The sequence below is a fragment of the Streptomyces sp. NPDC057002 genome (assembly GCF_042673825.1).
Classification (GTDB): domain Bacteria; phylum Actinomycetota; class Actinomycetes; order Streptomycetales; family Streptomycetaceae; genus Streptomyces.
The window spans coordinates 17,430-40,289 of sequence record NZ_JBHURZ010000008.1; the positions used below are offsets into that span (position 1 = coordinate 17,430).

Below are 22,860 nucleotides of genomic sequence, written 5' to 3' on the forward strand. Positions count from 1 at the left end.
GGGCGAGCGGGTACTCATGACCGCTGACGCGACACCCGCGCTGGTCGAGGAGAGGGAGCCGGCGGCAGGGCCCCGGGTACGCAAGGGCTCCGCGTACCCGCGCTACCTGGCGGGCAAGGTGGCCGGGGCGGCCGTATCGCTGCTGGCCGTGCTCGTCACCAGCTTCTTCCTCTTCCGGCTGATCCCCGGCGACCCGGTGAAGACCATGACGGGCGGCCGTCAGGTGTCGGCCGAGCAGCTGGCCGCCTATCGCAGGGAGTTCGGGCTCGACCTGCCGCTCTGGCGGCAGTTCACCGATTACTGCGGCAAGGCGCTCACCGGCGACTTCGGGACGTCGTACCAGTTCCGCTCGCCCGTCGTCGACAAGATCACCGAGGCGCTGCCGAACACCCTGCTGCTCACCGGGACCGCCTTCGTCCTGTACACCGCGCTGGGCATCTTCCTCGGCACGCGCTCGGCCTGGCGGCGCGGCACGGTCGGGGACCGGGTCAACACCGGTCTCGCGCTGACGCTGTACTCCATCCCGTCCTTCTGGCTCGGGCTGCTGCTGATCATCGTGCTGTCGGTGGGCATCGGCCCGCTCCCCGGGATGTTCCCCACCGGCGGCATGGAGTCGGGCGGCAAGGAGGGCTTCGCGTACGTCCTCGACGTGGCGCACCATCTGGTGCTGCCGGTGGTGACGCTGGTGGCGGTGGAGTACGGGCAGACGCTGCTGGTCACGCGGTCGGCGCTGCTGGACGAGATGGGCAGCGACTATCTGACGACCGCGCGGGCCAAGGGGCTGCGCGACGATCTCGTGCGGCGCCGGCACGCCGTGCCGAACGCGCTGCTGCCGACCGTGACGCTGATCTTCATCAACCTCGGCCGGACGGTGGCGGGCGTGATCCTCGTGGAGACGGTGTTCTCCTGGCCCGGGCTCGGCGGGCTGTTCTATCAGGCGCTGAGCGTGCCCGATCTGCCGCTGGTGCAGGGACTGTTCTTCGTGTTCGCCGCCGCGGTGATCGTGATGAACACCCTCGCCGACCTGGTCTATCCGCTGCTGGACCCCCGGGTGGCCCGATGACGACGACGACCGAGACGGCCCTGAGTCCGCGCGCCCTCGCCCGGCAGCGCCGCCGGGCCTCCGTCGCCCGCTTCTGGCGGCAGTACCGCGCGGAGCGGGCGGGGCTGTACGGCCTGACCGCGCTCACGCTGTGCGCGCTGCTGGCGTTGTTCGCGCCGCTGTTCGTCGGCTCGGACGTGAGCAGTGTGACCGCCGCGCCGGGGCGTCCGATGCAGAGCCCGAGTGCCGATTTCCCGCTCGGCACCGACCAGTTCGGCCGTGACCTGCTGGGCCTGGTGATCTGGGGCTCGCGGGTGTCGCTGCTGGTCGGGCTGCTCGCCGCCGTGCTGTCGGTGGCGATCGGCACGCTGATCGGGGTGACGGCCGGGCATTTCAAGGGCTGGTACGCGACGGTGATGATGCGGATCACCGACTGGTTCCTGGTCATGCCGACGCTGGTGCTGGCGATCGCCCTGGCGACCGTGATGTCCCGCTCGCTGACCACGATCGTCATCGCCATCGGCGTCACCACCTGGCCGACCACGGCCCGGCTGGTGCGCGCCCAGACGCTGGCGGTGGAGACCCGGCCGTACATCGAGCGGGCCAAGGCACTCGGTGGCGGGCACTGGCACATCATGTCCCGGCACGTCCTGCCCAACGTGATGCCGCTGGTGCTGGCCCAGACGACGCTGATCATCTCCTCTGCCATCCTCGCCGAGGCGACACTCGCCTTCCTCGGCCTGGGCGACCCCACGGTCGTGTCGTGGGGCGGGCTGCTCCAGGACGCGCGGGAGGCGGGCGCGGTCAGTGCCGGGGACTGGTGGTACCTGGTGCCGCCGGGCATCGCCATCGCCGTGGTGGCGCTGGCGTTCACGCTGTGCGGACGGGCCGTGGAGTCCGTCCTCAACCCCAGGCTGGGGGTGTCGCGTTGAGTCTGCTCGACGTCAGGGACCTGACGGTGACGTACGCGGGCGGGGCGGCCGCCGTGCGCGGCGTCGACCTGCGCCTGGACGCGGGCCAGAAGCTCGGCCTGGCCGGCGAGTCCGGCTGCGGCAAGTCCACACTGGCGCTGGCCCTGCTGCGGCTGCTGCCGACGGGCACCCGGATCACCGGCGAGGTGCTCCTCGACGGCGAGGACGTGCTGACGATGAAGTGGGGCCGGGTACGGGCGGTCCGCTGGGCCGGGGCCTCCGTCGTCTTCCAGGGCGCGATGCACTCCCTCAACGCCGTGCACCGCATCGGCGACCAGATCGCCGAGCCGATCCTGCTGCACAAGAAGGCGACACCGGCCGGGGCGAAGAAGAAGACCGGCGAGCTGCTGGAGCAGGTCGGACTGCCCGCCGCCCGCGCGGACGCCTACCCGCACGAACTGTCCGGCGGCCAGCGACAGCGCGTCATGATCGCCATGGCACTGGCCTGCGACCCCCGGCTGATCATCGCCGACGAGCCGACCACCGCGCTCGACGTGATGATCCAGGCGCAGATCCTGCGGCTCATCGAGCAGCTCGTGGCGGACCAGGACCTCGGTCTGATCATGATCAGTCACGATCTGGCGGTCCTCGCCGACACCTGCGACCGCCTCGCGGTGATGTACGCGGGCCGGGTGGTCGAGGAGGGCCCGGCCGCCGAGGTGTACGAGGACGCCCGGCACCCGTATGCCAGGGCCCTGTCGGCCGCGTTCCCGCGCATCGGCGATCCCGCGTCCCGGTTCGCGCCGCAAGGACTGGCGGGCGACCCGCCCGACCCGGCCGCGCTGCCGTCCGGCTGCACGTTCCATCCCCGGTGCCCGGTCGCGCTGGAGTCGTGCGCCGAGCAGGACCCGGTGCTGCGCGAGGCGGGGCCGGAACGCCGGGCGGCATGCGTCCTGGTCGGCGATCCGGCGAACGAAGCACGCGAGAATCCCGACGCCCTGGAGGAAGCGAGGCCCGGCACGCCATGACCATGTCCCCCACGGCATCCGACGTCACCACGGCACCCCTGCTGAGTGCCCAGGGCCTGTACGTCACCTTCCCCGGCCGGCACGGCGGGCCCCGGGCCCGCGCGGTGGACGGGGTGGACCTCGACATCCGGCCCGGCGAGATCGTCGCGCTGGTCGGCGAGTCCGGCTGCGGCAAGACGACCCTGGCCCGCTCGCTGCTGGGCCTGGTCGAGCCGACCGCGGGCCGGGTCACCTTCGACGGCCGCCCCCTGGACTACTCCGGCCGGTCCCTGAAGGCGTACCGCAAGCGCGTCCAGCTGGTCCTGCAGGACCCGAGCGGCTCGCTCAACCCACGGCACACGGTGTACGACGCGGTCGCCGAGGGGCTGCGCATCCACGGCTACGGCGGCGACGAGCGGACCGCGGTCGCCGAGGCCCTGTCCCGGGCCGGGCTACGGCCCCCGGAGCGTTTCTTCCTGCGCTATCCGCACGAGCTGTCCGGCGGGCAGCGCCAGCGGGTCGTCATCGCGGGCGCGCTCGTCCTGGAACCCGAACTCCTCGTCGCCGACGAGCCGGTGGCGTCCCTGGACGCCTCTGTGCGCGGTGAGATCCTCGCCCTGCTGCTGCGGCTGCGTACCGAGCTCGGCCTGTCCGCGCTGGTCGTCACGCACGACCTGGGCCTGGCGTGGAACATCGCCGACCGGGTCGCCGTGATGTATCTGGGCCGGATCGTGGAGACGGGCGCGGTGGAACAGGTGCTGACCGCACCCCGGCATCCGTACACCCAGGCCCTGCTGTCCGTGCTCCCGGAGGCCCCGGGCGCCCCGGTGATCCTCACCGGCGAGCCCCCTGACCCGTCACGTGTACCGAACGGCTGCCGCTTCCATGTGCGCTGCCAGATCCTCACCACCGGCGAGGCGGCCCGGGCGGGCGTGGCGGACGCATGCAGAAGTCAGGACCTGGAGGTGCTGAACGGGAGCGGAGACTCCCAGGTGGCCTGCCATTGGGCAGTTTCAACAGCGCCCCGAAGGGGCGCGGGGAACTGCGCGACCAGCCCCCACTCACCCGCGGACGGTGATCAAGCGGACTAGGCAGCCCCGTCCGCCGCCACCAACTCCCGGCACTTCTTGACGTCCTGCCCCATCTGCTCCAACAGCGCATCCAACGTCTCGAACTTGGCCTGCCCCCGCACAAAGGCCAAGAAATCAACGGCGACATGCAACCCGTACAGATCCAGTCCGATCCGGTCGATGGCATACGCCTCCACCGTCCGCTCGGTCCCCTCGAACTGCGGATTCGTACCGACGGAGATCGCGGCCGGCATCACTTCGCCCTGAGCGTGCAGCCAGCCGGCGTACACACCGTCGGCCGGGATGGCCGTGTGCGGCAGCGTCTCGACGTTGGCCGTCGGAAACCCCAGCTCGCGCCCGCGCTGGGCACCCCGGACGACGACACCCTCGACCCGGTGCGGACGGCCCAGGATCTCCCCGGCGCCCTCGACATCGCCCTCGGCGACCAACCGCCGCGTCAGCGTGGAGGAGAACGGCTCCCCGCCGCCCGCCTCACCGGTCACGTACAGGTCGACGACCTCGACCTCGAAGTCGTAGGTCTTGCCCTGCGTGGCCAGGAACTCCACGTTGCCGGCGGCCTTGTGCCCGAAGCGGAAGTTGGGGCCCTCGACGACGGCCTTGGCGTGCAGCTTGTCGACGAGCACCTTGACGACGAAGTCGGCCGGGGAGAGCTTCGAGAACTCGGTCGTGAACGGGAGGATGAGCACCGCGTCCACGCCCAGGCCGGCCATGAGCTCGGCGCGGCGGTGGTGCGGGGCGAGCAGCGGAGGGTGGCTGCCGGGCCGGACGACCTCGCTGGGGTGCGGGTCGAAGGTGACGACGACGGCGGGCACCCCCAGCTCCCGGGCGCGGTCCACGGCATGCCGGATGATCAGCTGGTGCCCGCGGTGAACTCCGTCGTAGGAGCCGATGGTGACGACGCTGCGCCCCCAGTCCTGGGGGATGTCCTCCAAGCCACGCCAGCGCTGCACTGTGCCTGCTCCTTGTCGAAAGCTCGTCGAGCCGTGTCCGTGGTTGTCCGTGGTTGCCTCGTGCGCAGGTCTAAGGGTGCCATGCCCCATGCCTCGGGCCCGCATCGGCATGGTCAGGCGGGGACGCCTACGCCCGCCAGGTTCTCGATCGTCCGGTGGGAGCTCGGCCCGACCACCGCCGCCCACTCCTCGGGCGCGTCGGCCAGCCAGCCGGCCGCGCGGGCGGCGAAGCCGGGCACGTGCCGGCCCAGGTCGACCAGGGCGCGGTCGAAGCGGCCGGCGCCCTCCGGGGTGCGCACGAGGAGCAGTCCGACGCGGTGGACGAGGTCGCGCAGGTCGTCGCCGCTGTTCCGGGCGGCGGCCTGGAGCAGCGCGTCCAGCACGTCGGTGTCGTGCTCGCGGGCCAGGAGCGCGTCGCGCAGTTCGCGGCGCAGCGGGCGGGAGGCGGGGATGCCGGGCGGGGTGAGGACGGCGGCGAGAGCGCACCGCAGCCGTACCGCCCCGCCGTCCAGCAGGCCGGTCACCAGGGGCAGCAGCACGGCCCGGGCTTCAGGGCCCCGGTCGAGCCGCTGGTCGACGTACGCGGCCACCCGCCCGGCGAGTTCCGGCCGCTGCTCCGCCGCCTCCCGGAGCAGTGCGGCCACCCGCCGGGCCAGGCCGGGCGGGGTGGCGTCGGCGAGCGCCCGCAGCGCCTCCTCCGCGTCCGGCCGCCGCAGCCGTGCCGCGAAGGCGCCGAGGACCGGCTCGGGGTGGGCCAGGAGGGCGCGGGCCGGTACGTCCTGAGGGAAGCGCGGGTCGCCCGCCGCGAAGCGCTCCAGTGCCCGCGGCAGGTACTTGGCTCGGGTGTGCGGGTCCTGGACGAGGAGGGCGAGTGCGCCGCCGTGCAGGGCGTGGCCGGCGGGGCGGGCGAGCAGGGCGAGGGCGGCGTAGCGCAGGAGGGCGCGGTCGTCTCCTGTGCTCACGTGGGGTGCGACGCGCAGTCCGTGCGCCACCGCGGCCTCCCGGCGCGCCGGCCGCTCGTCGAGCGCCCACCGGTCCACGGCCCGGCACACCGCCGACGGTTCCTCCTCGGCCAGCACGGCGAGCAGTTCGTCGGCGCGCCGGTGAGCGCGGTCGACGAGCACGTCCGTCAGCTCGTCCAGGGCCCGTCGGCGATGGGTGTGCAGCAGCGCCTGCGCGGCCGTGGCCACCGTCGCGTGCGGGGTGGCGGGCAGCGGCCGCTCGTCGTCGAACCAGTCGGCGAGCAGCGGTTGCACCCCCGTGGGGTCGGCGGTGAGCAGCCGCGCCACGGCGTCCAGGAAGCGGGGACCGGCCTCGCACGGCGGGCCGTCGGCGTGGACCAGCCGCCGCAGCAGGCCGAGGCGCACGTCCTGCCGCAGCCGCACGCCGGTCCAGAAGGCGGGCCCGACCTCCTCCGGCACGGGCCGCCGCTCCCGCCGCCAGGCCACGATCCGGTCGGCCAGCAGCCGCAGCACCTCGGCGTACGGCGTCGCGTCGGGCACCGCCGACAGGGTCCCGGCGAGCAGCCGGGCGGCCCACCAGGACCGGGGGTCGGCGTCCAGCGCGTGCACCAGGTCCGCCAGCCGGGAGGCCGGCCGACCGGTGCCCTGCTGGCGGGCGAGGAACAGCAGGGCCTGGACCACGGGTCCGATGCGATGGTGCGGGACGGGGTCGGACTGCGGTTCCCGGCCGCGGTGGACGAGGGCCCGTAGCGCCTCGTCGAGGTCGAGGTGCATGCCCTGGAGCCAGTCGGCGAGTTCCTCGTGGGCGAAGCGGTAGCCGGGTCCGGCGGGCACGAGCAGGCCCTCGGCGAGGACGGCCTGCGCCCAGCCGCTGCCGCCGCCGAGCCGCGCGGGGGCGTGCCCCGACGGGAACACCGCTCCGAACGCCTCCTCGTCCACATCCCCCGCCCCCGGCCCGAGACCACGCCGGGCGGCCTCGTGCACCTGCCCCGAGACCTTGGCGGCCAGTCGGCGTACGGCGGTACCGCGCAGTCCGTTCCCGGCGGCCAGACGCGCGGCGATGCGCAGGGACATCAGGTCCAGGTAGGCCGCGAAGACGTCGTGCCGGTCGACGACGGCGGCGGGCACGTCGGGGGCGGCGTCGAGGGCGGTCCGGATCTCGGCGAGCAGCCGGAGGGCCAGGGGATGCCGGGCGTCCGCGTCGGCGAGGGCGCCGTCCGGGATGCCGTGCCGGAGGCGGGCCTCCCGGGCCTCGTCCTCGGTGAGATCGCCGAGGCGTACACACACGGGCCGCTCCTCCGCGCCTCCCGGCCGGTGCAGTGCCTCGGCCGGGAACGGCACCCCCTCCCAGTACTCCGCCCGGCATGCCACCACCAGCCGCACTCCCGTCTCCCGCAGCCACCGCACCGTCCCGTCCGTCCACGAGGCCAGACGGCGGGCCAGGGCCGGCGGCATCTCCTCGGGGCCGTCGAGGGCGAGCAGCAGGGGGCGGCCGAGGGCACGGGCGAGGCCGGCGAGGCGCTCGGGCGTGGTGTCGCCCAGGTCGGCCGGGAAGGGGGCGCGATCGGCTGCCACCGCCAGGGCGGCCCGGGCCAGCGCCCGGCCCGCCGCGTCGGCCACCGACACGTCGTCGTCCCGCAGTTCGGAGCCGCGCAGCCACAGCGTGGGGAGCCCGCTGCGGCTCCGGCGGGCCGCGAGCGCCGCGAGTTCCGTCGTACGACCGCTGCCGGGCGGCCCGACGAGGCCGAGGACGGCGGCAGGGCCCGCCGTGAAGGCGCTGAACTCGGCCGCCACAGCCGCCCGTTCGACCGGTTCCGGGAGGCGGGCGGGGCCGTCCTGTGGCACCGATGTGCCGGTCAGCTCCAGTACCCCGGCCAGGTTGAGGTCGTCGCCGTACGCGGGGACCGTCGCCGCGTTCTCGGCGAGCAGTTCGGCGAGCGGCCCCGCCGCTCCGGAGACCCGGGGACGCAGCGGCACGGCGAATCCGACGTCGCGGTGGTCGGAGCTGAGCGCCGTACCCAGCACACCCACGACGGCACCGGTCGCGGCGTCGAGCACCGGGCCGCCGGCCGCTCCGCCGGCCGGCCGCAGCGCGTCCCGCCCTGCCGTGCCGACCGCCAGCTCCAGCGCGTCGAGGCGGTGGACACCGTTCGTGGCCGTGTAGGTCGCGGCGGCCGGGCCCAGGACACGTGCCTCGCGCCAGCCGCCGGCGGCGATCCGCACATAAGTGCCCGTCCGGGTCCCGTCCCGCACGGTGACCGGCAGCGGCGGTACCTCGAGGCCGTCGGTCCGCACGAGGGCCAGGTCAAGGGCGGGCAGCGGGGTGATCGCGTCGGCGGTCACGACACGGCGGCGGTCCCCGGCCCCGCACAGGACGAGCCGGGGCAGTCCGTCGACGGCCTCGTGGCTGGTGACGAGCGTGCCGCGGTGGTCGGCCAGGAAGCCGGTGCCACGCGGGCGGCCTGCGAGGTCGTGGATACGGACGAGGGCTTCGTCGAGGGCCCCCGCCTGCTCGGCTGCCGACGTTGCCTGATCGGCCGTTGCCTTGTCCTCTGTTGCGTGATCCGAGGTTGCCAGGTCCGCTGTTGCCTGGTCCGCTGTTCCGGCGCGGTCCTGGGGGTCTCGTGCGCTGCCGTCCGACTCCCGGGACCGGTTCCGCGACGCCATCGTCGAGCCTCCCCGCCGTACACCCGTGCCCTCGCGTTCGACGGTAGGGGCGAGATGATCAGCCGGACAGGCCGCTCGGTGAAAGCGCCCCCTTCCGCTCCCCCCGTTCACTCCGAGCGCCCGCACGGACGGGTGAACCAACGGGGACGGCTGGATACACCCTAGGGGTGGGGGAACCGAGGGGGGACCGTGGAGCGGCGGCAGTGGAGGTACCCCGTGGTCGCCGCTCCACGGGCGGACACCGGTCCCCCGGTCCCCCCGATCGCCCGTCAGCCGAAGACGGCCAGGCTCTTGGCCTTGCCCTTCTGCTCCTCGACGAGGGCGAGGAAGCGGCCCTCCGGGTCGAAGACGGCGACGGGGCCGGAGCCCGCGTACTCCTCGGGCATCTCCAGCCGTACGCCGTTGGTGAGCAGCTTGGCCCGCCGGGCGTCGACGTCCCAGCGCGGGAACGCGGCCGTCGCGGCCTCGGCGATCGGCATCACGGCCAGCTCCTGCTGGTGCTGGTCGAGCGTGCGGGCCGCGTCCAGCTTGTAGGGGCCGACGCGGGTACGGCGCAGGGCGGTGAGATGACCGCCGACGCCGAGGTCGGCGCCCAGGTCGCGGGCCAGGGCCCGGATGTACGTACCGGAGGAGCAGACGACCGACACGACCAGGTCGAGTACGGGCGTGCCGTCCTCGGCGACGGCGTCCCTGACGTCGTACACGCCGAAGGAGGAGACCGTGACGGGCCGGGCCGGGATGTCGAACTCCTCGCCCTCCCTGGCCCGCTTGTAGGACCGCACCCCGTTGATCTTGATGGCGCTGACCTTGGACGGCACCTGCATGATGTCGCCGGTCAGCTTGGCGACTCCCGCGTCGATGGCGTCGCGGGTGACCCCGGAGGCGTCGGCGGAGGAGGTGAGCTCTCCCTCGGCGTCGTCCGTGAGGGTGTTCTGCCCGAGCCGGATGGTGCCCAGGTACTCCTTCTCGGTCAGCGCGAGATGGCCGAGGAGCTTGGTCGCCTTCTCGACGCCGAGGACGAGGACGCCCGTCGCCATCGGGTCGAGGGTGCCGGCGTGCCCGACGCGTCGCGTTCTGGCGATGCCGCGCATCTTGGCGACGACGTCGTGCGAAGTGAAGCCCGACGGCTTGTCGACGATGACGAGGCCGTCGGGCGTGGTGTGCTTCTGGGTCATTCGGCGGTGTCGTCCGTCTCGTCGTCCTCGTCCGGCTTCCGGTACGGGTCGGCTTCACCGGCGTACTTCGCGCCGGCGGACGCCTCGCGCACCTTCTCGTCGGACTGACGCGCCTTGTCGAGGAGGTCCTCGATGTTCCGGGCGGTGTCGGGGAGGGCATCCATGACGAAGGTCAGGGTCGGCGTGAACTTCACACCGGCGGCCCGGCCCACCTCGGAGCGCAGGATGCCCTTGGCGCTCTCCAGGCCGGCGGCGGCCTCGTTGCGCTCCTCGTCGTCCCCGTACACGGTGTAGAAGACGGTCGCCTCCCGCAGGTCACCCGTGACCCGGGTGTCCGTGATGGTGACGTGCGAGCCGAGCCGCGGGTCCTTGATCCCGCGCTGCAGCTTCTGGGCCACCACCTCTCGGATGAGGTCCGCCAGCCTTTTAGCCCGCGCGTTGTCGGCCACTGGTCCGTCTCCCGTTCTTTCCTGTCTGGGTCGTTCTCTGGGTCGTCAGTCGTCTTCGCCGTGGAAACGCCGCCTGACGGACAGCAGTTCCACCTCGGGGCGGGCGGCGACCAGCCGTTCGCACCGGTCGAGTACCTCGCTCAGGTGCCCCGCGTCGCCGGACACCAACGCGAGGCCGACTACGGCCCTGCGATGGAGGTCCATATGGTCCACCTCGGCCGCGCTCACCGCGTACTTGCGCTGGAGCTCGGCGACGATGGGGCGGACGACGGAGCGCTTCTCCTTCAGCGACCGGACGTCGCCGAGGAGCAGGTCGAAGGACAGAGTCCCCACGTACATGTGTATCCGGATGACCCGCCGGTACGGGATCGATGGCCCTGCTGTCGGAAATGGCAGGGACATCAGGAACGGTACCGCGAACCCGCCGGTGGCTCGATCGGGTTTTGCCCACCTGCCTGCCCGACACGGTCGACCAGGAGACCCGGCCCCCGGGGCTCCGCCCCGGTCAGCGTGCCAACGGCCAGCCGGCCGACGGGGCGAACCCCGTCGGCCGGTCTGGGAACCGTGGGTGTTACACCCGCGGCTTCTCGCGCATCTCGTACGTCGCGATGACGTCGTCGACCTTGATGTCGTTGAAGTTGCCGAGGTTGATACCGCCCTCGAACCCTTCGCGGATCTCGGTGACGTCGTCCTTGAAGCGACGCAGGCCCTCGATGTTGAGGCTCTCCGCGATGACCTTGCCATCGCGGAGCAGGCGGGCCTTGGTGTTCCGCTTGACCTCGCCGGAGCGGATGAGAACACCCGCGATGTTGCCCAGCTTGGACGACTTGAAGACCTCGCGGATCTCCGCCGTACCGAGCTCGACCTCTTCGTACTCCGGCTTGAGCATGCCCTTGAGGGCCGCTTCGATCTCCTCGATCGCCTGGTAGATGACCGAGTAGTAGCGGACGTCCACGCCCTCGCGCTCCGCCATCTGCTGGGCACGTCCGGCAGCGCGGACGTTGAAGCCGATGACGATCGCGTCCGAGCCCATGGCCAGGTCGATGTCGGACTCCGTGACCGCACCGACGCCGCGGTGCAGGACCCGGATGTCGACCTCTTCGCCGACGTCCAGCTGGAGCAGGGAGGACTCGAGCGCCTCGACCGAACCAGAAGCGTCACCCTTGATGATCAGGTTCAGCTGCTGGACCTCGCCGGCCTTGAGCACCTTGTCCAGGTCCTCGAGCGAGACACGGCGCGTGCGCTTGGCGAACGCGGCGTTGCGCTCACGGGCGGCGCGCTTCTCGGCGATCTGACGGGCCGTACGGTCCTCGTCCACCACCAGGAAGTTGTCGCCCGCACCCGGGACGTTGGTGAGGCCCAGGACCTGCACCGGCGTCGACGGACCGGCCTCGGCCACGCTGTTGCCGTTGTCGTCGTGCATCGCCCGGACTCGGCCGTACGCGTCGCCGACCACCATGGTGTCGCCGACCCGCAGCGTGCCGCGCTGGACGAGGACCGTCGACACGGCACCACGGCCGCGGTCGAGACGGGACTCGATCGAGATGCCCTGCGCGTCCTGGTTCGGGTTGGCCCGCAGGTCGAGCGAGGCGTCGGCCGTGAGGACCACGGCCTCCAGCAGGGAGTCGATGTGCAGACCCTGCTTGGCGGAGATGTCGACGAACATCGTGTCGCCGCCGTACTCCTCGGCCACCAGGCCGTACTCGGTCAGCTGACCGCGCACCTTGGTCGGGTCCGCGCCCTCGACGTCGATCTTGTTGACCGCGACGACGATCGGGACCTCGGCCGCCTTGGCGTGGTTGAGCGCCTCGACCGTCTGCGGCATGACGCCGTCGTTGGCCGCGACGACCAGGATCGCGATGTCGGTCGACCTCGCACCACGGGCACGCATGGCGGTGAACGCCTCGTGACCCGGGGTGTCGATGAAGGTGATCTTGCGGTCTTCCTCGTTGACCTCGGTCGCGACCTGGTAGGCACCGATGTGCTGGGTGATGCCGCCGGCCTCGCCCGCGATGACGTTCGTCTTGCGGATGGCGTCGAGGAGCCGGGTCTTACCGTGGTCGACGTGACCCATGACGGTGACGACGGGCGGGCGGACCATCAGGTCCTCCTCGTCGCCCTCGTCCTCGCCGAACTCGATGTCGAAGGACTCGAGGAGCTCGCGGTCCTCCTCCTCCGGGCTGACGATCTGAACCGTGTAGTTCATCTCGCCGGCAAGGAGGTGGAGCGTCTCGTCGGAGACGGACTGCGTGGCCGTGACCATCTCGCCGAGGTTCATCATGACCGCGACGAGCGACGCCGGGTTGGCGTTGATCTTCTCCGCGAAGTCAGTGAGGGAGGCACCGCGCGACAGGCGAACGGTCTCGCCGTTGCCGCGAGGCAGCATCACACCGCCGACCGACGGGGCCTGCATGGCCTCGTACTCCTGGCGCCTCTGCCGCTTCGACTTACGGCCACGGCGCGCGGGACCGCCGGGACGACCGAAGGCGCCCTGCGTGCCACCACGACCGCCCGGACCACCGGGACGACCACCGAAGCCGGGACGGCCACCGCCGCCGGGACCACCCGGGCGACCGGCGAAACCGCCGCCACCGCCACCGGGACCACCCGGACGACCGGCGAAACCGCCGCCGCCACCGGGACGACCGGCGAAGCCGCCGCCGCCCGGACGACCGCCGCCGCCACCACCGGGACGACCGCCGCCACCGGGACCGCGGCCGCCGGGGCCACCGCCACCGGGACGCGGGCCGGCAGCGGGACGCTGCGGCATCATGCCGGGGTTCGGACGAGGACCGGCGGAGCCGCCGCCGGGACGCGGGCCGCCGCCCTGCGGACGCGGCATCGAGCCCGGGCTCGGACGGTTGCCGCCCGGAGCCTGCGGACGCGGACCGCCGCCCTGGGCGCCGGGCGCCTGGGGACGAGGACCGCCACCCTGGCCGCCGGGGCCGGGACGGCCACCCTGCGGACGGGGCGCCTGCGGGCGCGCCATGCCGGTGGAGCCACCGGAGGTGAAGGGGTTGTTACCCGGACGCGGACCGGCCGGACGGGAACCGCCCTGACGCGGCGCCGGAGCACCGGGACGCGGGCCACGCTCGCCACCGGGACGGCCCTGGCCGCCCTGGCCCTGGCCGGGACCGCCGGAGGGGCGGCCACCACCGGGCTTGGGGGCGCCGGGGCGCCCGCCGGCGGGCTTCGGCGCGGCCGGGGACGGAGCCGCCGCGGGCGGCGCCGTGAACTCGGGCGCTGCCGGGGCCGGACGCGGCGCGGGCTTGGGGCCCGGCGTCGGACGCGGACCCGGGGTCGGCGCGGGGGCCGACGGGGCAGCGGGGGCCGACGGCTCCTGGGCCGCGGCGGGCTTGGGTGCGGCCGGCGGCTTCGGGGCAGCCGGACGCTCACCCACTGGCTTGACGCCGTGGGAGGGGCCCCCAGCCTGCGCCGGGGAAGGCGCGGCGGGACGGGGGGCGGCCTTCTTGGGGGCTGCGGGCTTCGCGGCGGACTTGCCGTTGCCGCCACCCTGGAAGGCGTCAGTCAGTTTGCGTACGACAGGCGCTTCGATCGTCGAAGACGCCGAACGGACGAATTCACCGAGTTCCTGGAGCTTGGCCATGACGACCTTGCTCTCGACACCGAACTCCTTGGCGAGTTCGTAGACCCGGACCTTAGCCACTTCGCTCCTTTGAGGTCCGGGTTACGTCCGGACCGTCGCTAGTTCATGGGCGTACTCATCGCGTACTCATCGAGTGCTCATCGCAATCTCGACCTGCTTTCGACTCGCGAGGTACCAAGCCGCACGGTGTTCCGTGCGACACGTCTTTACCGTGTTGCCTGGTCGGCAACTGTTGTCTGCTCGACGTATCGGCGCAACGCCTTTGTGTCGAGCGGTCCCGGGGCGCGCAGTGCCCTCGTGAACGCCCGTCGGCGTACCGCCTGGTCGAGACAGATCTGGGCGGGGTGTACGTACGCACCCCGGCCGGGCAGCGTACCGCGTGGATCAGGGGCGCATGCGTCCTTGATCAACACGATCCGCAACAGATCGGCCTTGGCCGCTCGCTCCCGACACCCCACACAAGTGCGTTCAGGGCATGCGCGGACGCGCGTCCGGCCAGACACCGTTAAGTCTACCTCCCCGTACGCCCCTGACCCCTTTGGGGCAGGATTCGAACAGTTGCCGCGCATGAACCTGTCGTGATCTGAACGACCCGCGGCTTGGATCTATTCCCCGGAGCTACTCTCCGGAGCCGTTCGCCGCCGGTTCCGTGTCCGGGCGGATGTCGATCCGCCAGCCGGTCAGCCGGGCGGCGAGCCGGGCGTTCTGCCCTTCCTTGCCGATGGCGAGGGAGAGCTGGTAGTCGGGCACGGTCACCCGGGCCGACCGGGTCGCCATGTCCACGATCTCCACCTTGGAGACCCGGGCCGGGGACAGCGCGTTCGCCACCATCTCGGCCGGGTCCTCCGACCAGTCGACGATGTCGATCTTCTCGCCGTTCAGCTCGCCCATCACATTGCGCACACGGCCGCCCATGGGGCCGATGCAGGCGCCCTTGGCGTTCAGGCCGGACCGGGTGGAGCGGACGGCGATCTTCGTCCGGTGACCGGCCTCGCGGGCGATCGCGGAGATCTCCACGGACCCGTCGGCGATCTCCGGCACCTCCAGGGCGAACAGCTTCTTCACCAGATTGGGGTGCGTACGGGACAGCGTCACGGACGGGCCGCGTACGCCCTTGGCCACCCGGACGACGTACGACCGCAGGCGCATGCCGTGCTGGTAGCTCTCGCCCGGCACCTGCTCCTGCACCGGCAGGATGGCCTCGAGCTTGCCGATGTCGACGAGCACGTTCTTCGGGTCGCGGCCCTGCTGGACGACGCCGGTGACGATGTCGCCCTCGCGGCCGGCGTACTCACCGAGTGTCGCGTCGTCCTCGGCGTCGCGCAGGCGCTGCAGGATGACCTGCTTGGCCGTGGTGGCGGCGATACGGCCGAAGCCCGTGGGGGTGTCGTCGAACTCGCGGGCCTCCTGGCCCTCCTCGAGGTCGTCGGGGTCCTCCTTCGCCCACACGGTCACATGGCCGGTCTGCCGGTTGAGCTCCACGCGCGCGTGACGGCGGCTTCCCTCGGTGCGGTGGTAGGCGATGAGGAGGGCCGATTCGATCGCCTCGACCAGCAGGTCGAAGGAGATCTCCTTCTCCCGAACCAAGCCCCGCAGGGCGCTCATGTCGATGTCCACGGCTACGCCTCCTCTTCCTTCTTGTTGTCCTTGCGGCTGAACTCGACCTGGACACGCGCCCGGACGATGTCCTCGAAGGCGAGTCTGCGCGCCGTGGGCTTGCGGCCCTTGACTCCGGGGATCTCGGTGTCGACACCGTCGTCGTCGACCTTCAGGATCCGGGCGACCAGCTCGCCGTCCTCGGCCAGCTGGAACTTCACCAGGCGGTCCGTGGCGCGCACGTAGTGCCGGTGTTCCGTCAGGAGGCGTTCCGCGCCCGGGGTGCCGACCTCGAGGGTGTACTCCCCCTCGCCCATCGCGTCCGACTCGTCGAGCTTCGCCGAGAGCGCGCGGCTCACATCGGCGATCTGGTCCAGGTCGGCGCCCGTGTCCGAGTCGACGACCACGCGCAGCACCCGCTTGCGTCCGACGGAGTCCACTTCGATCTCTTCGAGGTCCAGGCCCTGAGAGCTGACGAGCGGTTCCAGTAGTTCTCGCAGCCTCTCGCTCTGGGTGGTGCTCATCCGGGTGACTCCTCGGCCGCGTGTGCTGTTGTGGGATGGGGCGCGTGTCTGGTCAAAGGGTATCCGGTCGCAGGGAGTGTTGCCGTCCACCCGGTGACGAACGGTGCCGCTGAGTGGTCCCGGGCGAAGGCCCGGGTACCGTGATCACGGGCGTGCAGCCCTGCCAGTCGCTTCTTTCTCGTACGAGCCCCCCGAGGACGTCTGAAGTGCCGTTTTCCCCATCGCCGCGCGCCCGCTCGGGGCCGCGCAGGAGGAGTCTGCTCGCCGTCGGCCCGACGGCCCTCGCCCTGGCCGGGTGCACCGCCGGCGACGAGGACTCCGGTGACCCGGGCGACGGCCCGTCGGCCGCCGACCGCAGGGCACGCGCGCGTGCGGCGCGGGACAGCGAGGAGCTGGTCGAGCGGTACGACGCGGTGATCGCGGCCCGCCCGGGGCTCGCGGAGTGGCTGCGGCCGTTGCGGGAGGAGCTCGTACGGCACGCGCGGGCGTTCGACGGCAGCCGGAAGGCGTCTCCCTCCCCTTCTGTCTCCTCCGCTCCATCGTCCCCCTCGGCCGCTCCTGTGCCGGGGAACGACCGGGACGCGCTCGCCGTGCTCGCCGCCGCGGAGCGGGAGCTCGCCGACCGGCGGGCCAAGGCACTGGTCGGTGCGCCGGGCGAGCTGGCGCGGCTGCTGGCCTCGGTGGCGGCCGCCGGGGCGGCGCACGTCTTTCTGCTGACGGAGGGTGACGCGTGAGCGACGCGAAGGACCAGGAGCTGCGGGCCCTCCAGGCGGCGCTGGCCGCCGAGCACGCGGCGGTGTACGGGTACGGAGTCGTCGGCGGGCGGATCGGCGACGGGCAGCGCATCGAGGCACGGACGGCGTACGACGCGCACCGAGCGCGCAGGGATGCGCTGGCGCGCGAGGTGAAGGACCTGGGCGGCAGGCCCGCGGCCGCGGCCGCCGGGTACGCGCTGCCGTTCCCGGTACCGGACGCCGCGGCCGCCGTGCGGCTCGCCGCCGAGTTGGAGGACCGGGTGGCCGGGGTCTACTCCGACCTGGTGCGCGCGGCGGCCGGCGGGCGCCGGGTGCTGGCCGCCGATGCGCTGCGGGAGGCCGCGGTGCGTGCGGTGCGCTGGCGCGGCGAGAGCGTAGCCTTCCCTGGGCTCGCCGAGCGGGCGGACACGGCTCCGCCCGCGGCCGCGCCCACGGCGTGACCCTTTGGGGCACGCACTGCGGACAGTACGAAGGGAACGACTCGCGCATGGTTTTCGAACCGCCGAAGCGCCTGGTCAGGGCGCTCGGTGAGACGGCACCGGACGGTGACGACTGGCTGGAGAAGCTGCCCGGGGCGGCGCAGCGGGCCGTCGCTCTACGCGAGTTGACCGTGGAGCGGGTGCAGATGCCCGGCGGGCGCAGCAGCCTGGTCGTGCTGGTGCGGACGGCCGAGGGGACACCCGCCGTGCTGAAGCTGGCGCCGGTCCGGGCCCGCCCGGAGGCGGAGCGGGCCGCGCTGGCGCACTGGGGCGGTCTGGGTGCCGTAGAGCTGGTGGAACCCTTCACGGCCGAGGGGGCGCTGCTGCTGGAGCGGCTGCATCCCGATGTGTCGGTGCGGTCGCTGCCGGAGGCGAAGGCGCTGCTGGAGGCGGCGGGGACGCTGCGGCGGCTGTGGGTGGAGCCGCCCGCCGATTTCCCCTTCGAGACCGTGGCGGAGCGGACCGGGCGGCAGGCCGAGGCGATGCGGGCGCGGGCCCAGGCCGACCCCGAGGTGGCCCCGCTCGTCGACCTGGCGCTGGCGGCGCGCGAGGAGCTGCTGGCCGCGCCGCCCGAACACCGGCTGCTGCACGGCACGTTCCGGCAGAGCAAGGTGCTCGCCGGGGAGCGGATGCCGTGGCTGGCCGTGGGCCCCGACCCGGTGGTCGGTGAGTGCGCCTTCGATCTGGCGCGGCTGGTGCGCGACCGGGTGGAGGACCTGATCGCCCAGCCGTCCGGCGCCGCGACGACCCGGCGCCGGGTGAAGCGGCTGGCCGAGTCCCTGGACGTGGAGCAGGAGCGGCTGCGCGGGTGGACGCTGTTCCGGGCCGTGGAGTCCGGGGTACGGGCGGGGCGGGTCGGGCGGCCGAGGGACGCGGAGCTGCTGCTGGAGTTCGCGAGCTGGCTGTGAGCGCCCGGAAGGAACGGGGCGCTCACAGGGCCCGGTCGTCGCTCAGGCGGTGAGCCGGGCGATGGCCTCCTCGACCGTCAGCTCCTCGCGCTCGCCGGTGCGGCGGTCCTTCAGTTCCACCACTCCGTCGGCTGCGCGCCGGCCGGCCACCAGGATCTGCGGTACGCCGATCAGCTCGGAGTCCGTGAACTTGACGCCCGGGGAGACGCCGGCGCGGTCGTCGACCAGGACGCGGACACCGGCCTTCGCCAGCTTCCCGGAGATGTCGAGGGCCAGTTCGGTCTGGAGGGCCTTGCCGGCGGCGACCACGTGGACGTCGGCCGGGGCGACCTCCTGGGGCCAGCACAGGCCCTTGTCGTCGGCGCTCTGCTCGGCGAGGGCGGCGACCGCGCGGGAGACGCCGACGCCGTAGGAGCCCATGGTGACGCGGACCGGCTTGCCGTTCTGGCCGAGGACGTCGAGCTTGAGGGCGTCGGCGTACTTGCGGCCCAGCTGGAAGATGTGGCCGATCTCGATGGCACGGTCGAGGACGAGGCCGGTGCCGCACTTCGGGCAGGGGTCGCCCTCCTGCACGACCACGACGTCGACGTACTCGCCGACCTCGAAGTCGCGGCCCGCGACGACGTTCTTCGTGTGCGTGCCGGCCTTGTTGGCGCCGGTGATCCAGGCCGTGCCGGGTGCCACGCGCGGGTCGGCGATGTAGGTGACCTTCTCCAGGCCCCGCGGTCCGACGTAGCCGCGGACCAGGTCGGGGCGGGCCGCGAAGTCCGTCTCGGTGACCAGCTCGACGGCGGCCGGGGCGAAGTGCGCCTCGACCTTGTCCATGTCGACCTCGCGGTCTCCGGGGACGCCGACGGCCACGATCTCGCCGTCGACCTTGACCAGGAGGTTCTTCAGCGTGGCGGAGGCCGGGACGCCGAGGGAGGCGGCGAGGGTCTCGATGGTCGGGGTGTCGGGGGTCGGGATGTCCTCGGCGGCCGGGAGGTCCGAGGCGTCGACGGGCTTCAACTCGTATGTGATCGCCTCGGTGTTGGCGGCGAAGTCGCAGTTCGGGCAGTCGGCGAAGGTGTCCTCGCCGGCCTCGGCCGGGGCGAGGAACTCCTCGGACTTGGAGCCGCCCATGGCGCCGGCGGTGGCGGCGCAGATGCGGTAGTCGAGGCCGAGGCGCGTGAAGATCTTCTGGTAGGCCTCGCGGTGCAGGGCGTAGGACCGGGCGAGGCCCTCGTCCTCGGTGTCGAAGGAGTAGGAGTCCTTCATCAGGAACTCGCGGCCGCGCAGGATGCCCGCGCGGGGCCGGGCCTCGTCGCGGTACTTGTTCTGGATCTGGTAGAGGATCACCGGCAGGTCCTTGTAGGAGGACGCCTGGTCCTTCACCAGCAGGGTGAAGATCTCCTCGTGGGTGGGGCCGAGGAGGTAGTCGCCGCCCCTGCGGTCCTGGAGACGGAACAGCTCGGGGCCGTACTCCTCCCAGCGGCCGGTGGCCTCGTACGGCTCACGCGGCAGGATGGCAGGGAGCAGCACCTCCTGGGCGCCGATCGCGTCCATCTCCTCGCGGACGATGCGCTCCACGTTGGACAGGACCCGCTTGCCGAGCGGCAGCCAGCTCCAGATGCCGGCGGCGGTACGGCGCACGTACCCGGCGCGGACGAGGAGCTTGTGGCTGAGGACCTCGGCGTCCGCCGGGTCGTCGCGCAACGTCTTCGCCATCAACTGGGACATGCGCTGGACCGGTACGTTCGCCATGGTTTAGCTCCTGCTGCGTGTGGGTGATGGCAGGAGGTTATCCGGGGGGTACGGGGCGGTGGAAATCGGTTAGCGGCGCAGCAGGGGCAGAGGGGCGCCCATCACGGCGTACGGCTTGGGGGCGCTGGGGAAGAGGACCTGGCGGGCCAGGTCCTGGTAGCCGAGGGAGCGGTAGAGGGCGCGGGCGGGGCTCTCGGTGTCGATCGCGGAGAGGATCGAGCGGGGTTCGGCGGCGCCGTCGGTGATGGTGGTGATCAGGGTGCGTCCGATGCCGCGGCTCTGGTGGGCGGGGTGGACGTGCAGTTCGGTGATCACGAAGGAGTCGTCGAGCCAGTGGTCGTGGTGGTTGGCTCTGAGGTAGGGCTCCACGACGGTGGACCACCAGTGGGTGCGGTCGTTGGGCATGCCGTAGACGAAACCCACTAGGTTGCCGTCGGCCTGGGCGCCGAGGGCCCTGGCCCCCGGGTAGGTCATGTGGCGGAGGACGATCTGGCGGCGGACTGCGACTTCGTCGGGGCCGAGGCCGAAGGCTAGGGCTTGGACGGCCAGGGCCTCGTCGACGTGGGCGGGGAGGTCCAGTGGGCCGATCACGAGGTCCATGGCGGGGAGCCTACAGGGGGGTTTCGGTCGTCAGCCGGGTGCGGGCCGTCTTTGGCCGGTCGCGCAGTTCCCCGCGCCCCTGGGGGCGTTTCAGAACAGCACGCTCATGAAGGCGCCGACCTCTTGGAAGCCGACCCTTTGGTACGTCCTTCTGGCCGCCGTGTTGAAGTCGTTCACGTAGAGGCTGACCACCGGGGCGACGTCGGCCAGGGCGTAGCGCAGCACGGCCGCCATGCCGGGGGCCGCCAGGCCCGTGCCCCGGTACTCGGGGGCGACCCACACGCCCTGGATCTGGCAGGCGCGGTCCGTCGCGGCGCCGATCTCCGCCTTGAAGACGACCTTGCCGTCCGCGTCGAAGCGGGCGAACGCGCGGCCGGAGCCGACGAGTTCGGCGACACGCGCCTGGTAGAGGAGGCCCCCGTCGCCGGCGAGCGGGGAGATCCCGACCTCCTCGGTGAACATCGCCACACACGCCGGCATGAGCGTTTCCATCTCGTCCTTGCGGACGCGGCGGACGTAGGGGTCCGGGGCGATACCGGCCGGCAGGCTGTCGGTGACCATGAGCGGCTGCCGGCGGCGGACGTCGCGGGCCGGGCCCCACTGGGGTTCCAGCAGCCGCCACAGGTCGGCGGTGGACCCGGCGGGCCCGACGATGGAGGAGCAGCGGCGGCCGGCCCGGCGGGCGCGGTCGGCGAAGGCGCGGACGGCGCGGGGGCCGGCGCAGATCGGGACGAGGTTGGCGCCCGCGTAGCACAGGGACGTCAGCATGCCGTCCTCGTACCAGCCCCACATCTCGCCGCCGAGCCGCCACGGGTCGAGGCCGGCGATCTGCACCCTGGACGTCACGAAGGCGTTCGCGACGGGCTCGCGGTCGAGCACGGCGAGCGCGGCGTCCAGGTCGCTCGGTTCGAGGACCCGTGAGGTGGTCTGCGTCAACAAGTGCGGGGCCCTCACACACTGGGGTCGGCTTGGTCTCCGCACTATAGCTGCGCTGCTTGGGCGGGGCGCCTCGGAGCTCGGGGCTTCTCGTCGGCGGGCGGCTGCGGGTTGTCTGTGGCTGATCGCGCAGTTCCCCGCGCCCTCAAAGACAGGGCGCGGGCCCAACCTGCGTCACATGGTCAGCCCGCGACCGCCACCGACGGTTCGCCCGAGGTCACGCCGTCCGCCTCCATCTGTTCGGCCAGCTTCATGGCCTCCTCGATGAGGGTTTCCACGATCTTGGACTCGGGGACGGTCTTGATGACCTCGCCCTTGACGAAGATCTGGCCCTTGCCGTTGCCGGAGGCGACGCCGAGGTCCGCCTCGCGGGCCTCGCCGGGGCCGTTGACGACGCAGCCCATGACGGCGACGCGGAGGGGGACCTCCATGCCGGTCAGGCCTGCCGTGACCTCTTCGGCCAGCTTGTAGACGTCGACCTGGGCGCGGCCGCAGGACGGGCAGGAGACGATCTCCAGGCCGCGCTGCCTGAGGTTCAGGGACTCCAGGATCTGGTTGCCGACCTTGACCTCCTCGACCGGCGGGGCCGACAGGGAGACGCGGATCGTGTCGCCGATGCCCTGGGAGAGCAGCGCGCCGAAGGCGACGGCCGACTTGATGGTGCCCTGGAAGGCCGGGCCGGCCTCCGTCACGCCGAGGTGCAGCGGGTAGTCGCACTGGGCCGCGAGCTGGCGGTACGCCTCGACCATCACGACCGGGTCGTTGTGCTTGACCGAGATCTTGATGTCGCGGAAGTCGTGCTCCTCGAAGAGGGAGGCCTCCCACAGGGCGGACTCGGCCAGCGCCTCAGGGGTCGCCTTGCCGTACTTCTGCAGCAGACGGCGGTCCAGCGAGCCCGCGTTGACGCCGATCCGGATCGGGGTGCCGTGGTCCTTGGCGGCCCGCGCGATCTCCTTGACCTTGTCGTCGAACTGCTTGATGTTGCCCGGGTTGACGCGGACGGCGGCGCAGCCCGCCTCGATCGCTGCGAAGACGTACTTCGGCTGGAAGTGGATGTCGGCGATGACCGGGATCTGCGACTTGCGCGCGATGGTCGCCAGGGCGTCGGCGTCGTCCTGCGTCGGGCAGGCGACGCGGACGATCTGACAGCCGGAGGCGGTCAGCTCGGCGATCTGCTGGAGGGTGGAGCCGATGTCGGACGTACGCGTCGTGGTCATCGACTGCACCGAGACGGGGGCGTCTCCGCCGACCGCCACGGCGCCGACCTGGATCTGGCGGCTCTTCCGGCGCTCGGCGAGCCTGGTCGGTACGGACGGCATGCCGAGAGAAATCGCAGTCATCTGCTGTGCAACCCCAAGTCGTGGATCAAGGTCCGGTCCCGTGAGCAGCGGGCTCCGAGCTTCGAGATTACGGCACATGCCTTGGCGCGAGCACATCCCGCCCGCACAGCCACTCAAT

General features: G+C 72.4%; 20 protein-coding genes. 7 read left to right on the forward strand and 13 right to left on the reverse strand.

Features of this window, described 5'->3' with window-relative positions; all coding sequences use genetic code 11:
• Nucleotides 1-16 precede the first annotated feature (16 nt).
• The 4 genes from ACFT32_RS33325 to ACFT32_RS33340 are packed head-to-tail and all read left to right on the forward strand — an operon-like array spanning nt 17 to nt 4,051.
• On the forward strand, nt 17-1,063 hold the full coding sequence (locus ACFT32_RS33325) for an ABC transporter permease (protein ID WP_382496728.1): 1,047 nt from the start codon (nt 17-19) through the stop codon (nt 1,061-1,063).
• On the forward strand, nt 1,060-1,974 hold the full coding sequence (locus ACFT32_RS33330) for an ABC transporter permease (protein WP_382496730.1): 915 nt from the start codon (nt 1,060-1,062) through the stop codon (nt 1,972-1,974). The genes ACFT32_RS33325 and ACFT32_RS33330 overlap by 4 nt, the downstream gene beginning before the upstream one ends.
• Complete coding sequence (locus ACFT32_RS33335) at nt 1,971-2,981, forward strand: ABC transporter ATP-binding protein (RefSeq protein WP_382496732.1); 1,011 nt, start codon at nt 1,971-1,973, stop codon at nt 2,979-2,981. The genes ACFT32_RS33330 and ACFT32_RS33335 overlap by 4 nt, the downstream gene beginning before the upstream one ends.
• The gene (locus ACFT32_RS33340; RefSeq protein ID WP_382496734.1) at nt 2,978-4,051 is read left to right on the forward strand and encodes an oligopeptide/dipeptide ABC transporter ATP-binding protein; all 1,074 of its coding nucleotides are present in this window, start codon (nt 2,978-2,980) and stop codon (nt 4,049-4,051) included. Before ACFT32_RS33335 ends, ACFT32_RS33340 begins: the two co-directional genes overlap by 4 nt.
• Here ACFT32_RS33340 and ACFT32_RS33345 read toward each other — a convergent pair.
• From ACFT32_RS33345 to rimP, 9 genes are all read right to left on the reverse strand, one after another.
• A complete protein-coding gene (locus ACFT32_RS33345; protein ID WP_382496736.1) occupies nt 4,048-5,001 on the reverse strand; it encodes a bifunctional riboflavin kinase/FAD synthetase in 954 nt (317 codons plus the stop codon). The two genes, ACFT32_RS33340 and ACFT32_RS33345, sit on opposite strands and share 4 nt — an antisense overlap.
• 113 nt (nt 5,002-5,114) lie before the next feature.
• Nucleotides 5,115-8,630, reverse strand: coding sequence for a trypsin-like peptidase domain-containing protein (locus ACFT32_RS33350; protein ID WP_382496738.1), 3,516 nt, complete (start codon nt 8,628-8,630; stop codon nt 5,115-5,117).
• 269 nt (nt 8,631-8,899) lie between these two features.
• Nucleotides 8,900-9,805 (reverse strand): tRNA pseudouridine(55) synthase TruB, encoded by a 906-nt coding sequence (truB, locus tag ACFT32_RS33355; RefSeq protein ID WP_382496740.1) that lies wholly within the window; start codon nt 9,803-9,805, stop codon nt 8,900-8,902.
• Complete coding sequence (gene rbfA / locus ACFT32_RS33360) at nt 9,802-10,254, reverse strand: 30S ribosome-binding factor RbfA (protein ID WP_189728170.1); 453 nt, start codon at nt 10,252-10,254, stop codon at nt 9,802-9,804. Before rbfA ends, truB begins: the two co-directional genes overlap by 4 nt.
• Nucleotides 10,255-10,299: 45 nt before the next feature.
• Nucleotides 10,300-10,593: a DUF503 domain-containing protein gene (locus ACFT32_RS33365; protein ID WP_184598380.1), complete on the reverse strand. Its 294-nt coding sequence runs from the start codon at nt 10,591-10,593 to the stop codon at nt 10,300-10,302.
• 232 nt (nt 10,594-10,825) lie between these two features.
• The gene (infB, locus tag ACFT32_RS33370) at nt 10,826-13,921 is read right to left on the reverse strand and encodes a translation initiation factor IF-2 (protein ID WP_382496742.1); all 3,096 of its coding nucleotides are present in this window, start codon (nt 13,919-13,921) and stop codon (nt 10,826-10,828) included.
• A 146-nt stretch (nt 13,922-14,067) separates the two neighbouring features.
• Nucleotides 14,068-14,364: a YlxR family protein gene (locus ACFT32_RS33375; RefSeq protein ID WP_382496744.1), complete on the reverse strand. Its 297-nt coding sequence runs from the start codon at nt 14,362-14,364 to the stop codon at nt 14,068-14,070.
• A 115-nt stretch (nt 14,365-14,479) separates the two neighbouring features.
• Nucleotides 14,480-15,478, reverse strand: a complete 999-nt coding sequence (nusA, locus tag ACFT32_RS33380) for a transcription termination factor NusA (RefSeq protein ID WP_382496746.1) — start codon at nt 15,476-15,478, stop codon at nt 14,480-14,482.
• 2 nt (nt 15,479-15,480) lie between these two features.
• Entirely contained in the window at nt 15,481-15,981 is a 501-nt protein-coding gene (gene rimP, locus ACFT32_RS33385; protein WP_382496747.1) for a ribosome maturation factor RimP, read from the reverse strand.
• A gap of 206 nt (nt 15,982-16,187) precedes the next feature.
• Here rimP and ACFT32_RS33390 point away from each other — a divergent pair, with 206 nt between their 5' ends.
• The 3 genes from ACFT32_RS33390 to ACFT32_RS33400 are packed head-to-tail and all read left to right on the forward strand — an operon-like array spanning nt 16,188 to nt 18,123.
• Nucleotides 16,188-16,715: a hypothetical protein gene (locus tag ACFT32_RS33390; protein WP_382496749.1), complete on the forward strand. Its 528-nt coding sequence runs from the start codon at nt 16,188-16,190 to the stop codon at nt 16,713-16,715.
• A complete protein-coding gene (locus tag ACFT32_RS33395; protein ID WP_382496751.1) occupies nt 16,712-17,176 on the forward strand; it encodes a ferritin-like domain-containing protein in 465 nt (154 codons plus the stop codon). The genes ACFT32_RS33390 and ACFT32_RS33395 overlap by 4 nt, the downstream gene beginning before the upstream one ends.
• A 47-nt stretch (nt 17,177-17,223) precedes the next feature.
• Nucleotides 17,224-18,123, forward strand: coding sequence for an aminoglycoside phosphotransferase family protein (locus tag ACFT32_RS33400; protein ID WP_382496753.1), 900 nt, complete (start codon nt 17,224-17,226; stop codon nt 18,121-18,123).
• Nucleotides 18,124-18,165: 42 nt separating this feature from the next.
• On the opposite strand, the gene ACFT32_RS33405 is transcribed toward ACFT32_RS33400, so the two are convergent.
• From ACFT32_RS33405 to ispG, 4 genes are all read right to left on the reverse strand, one after another.
• Nucleotides 18,166-19,866: a proline--tRNA ligase gene (locus ACFT32_RS33405; RefSeq protein WP_382496755.1), complete on the reverse strand. Its 1,701-nt coding sequence runs from the start codon at nt 19,864-19,866 to the stop codon at nt 18,166-18,168.
• Between the two features lie 69 nt (nt 19,867-19,935).
• On the reverse strand, nt 19,936-20,466 hold the full coding sequence (locus ACFT32_RS33410; RefSeq protein WP_382496756.1) for a GNAT family N-acetyltransferase: 531 nt from the start codon (nt 20,464-20,466) through the stop codon (nt 19,936-19,938).
• 90 nt (nt 20,467-20,556) lie between these two features.
• A complete protein-coding gene (locus tag ACFT32_RS33415) occupies nt 20,557-21,405 on the reverse strand; it encodes a GNAT family N-acetyltransferase (protein ID WP_382496758.1) in 849 nt (282 codons plus the stop codon).
• A 179-nt stretch (nt 21,406-21,584) separates the two neighbouring features.
• Nucleotides 21,585-22,742, reverse strand: coding sequence for a flavodoxin-dependent (E)-4-hydroxy-3-methylbut-2-enyl-diphosphate synthase (gene ispG, locus ACFT32_RS33420; RefSeq protein WP_382496760.1), 1,158 nt, complete (start codon nt 22,740-22,742; stop codon nt 21,585-21,587).
• Nucleotides 22,743-22,860 lie beyond the last annotated feature (118 nt).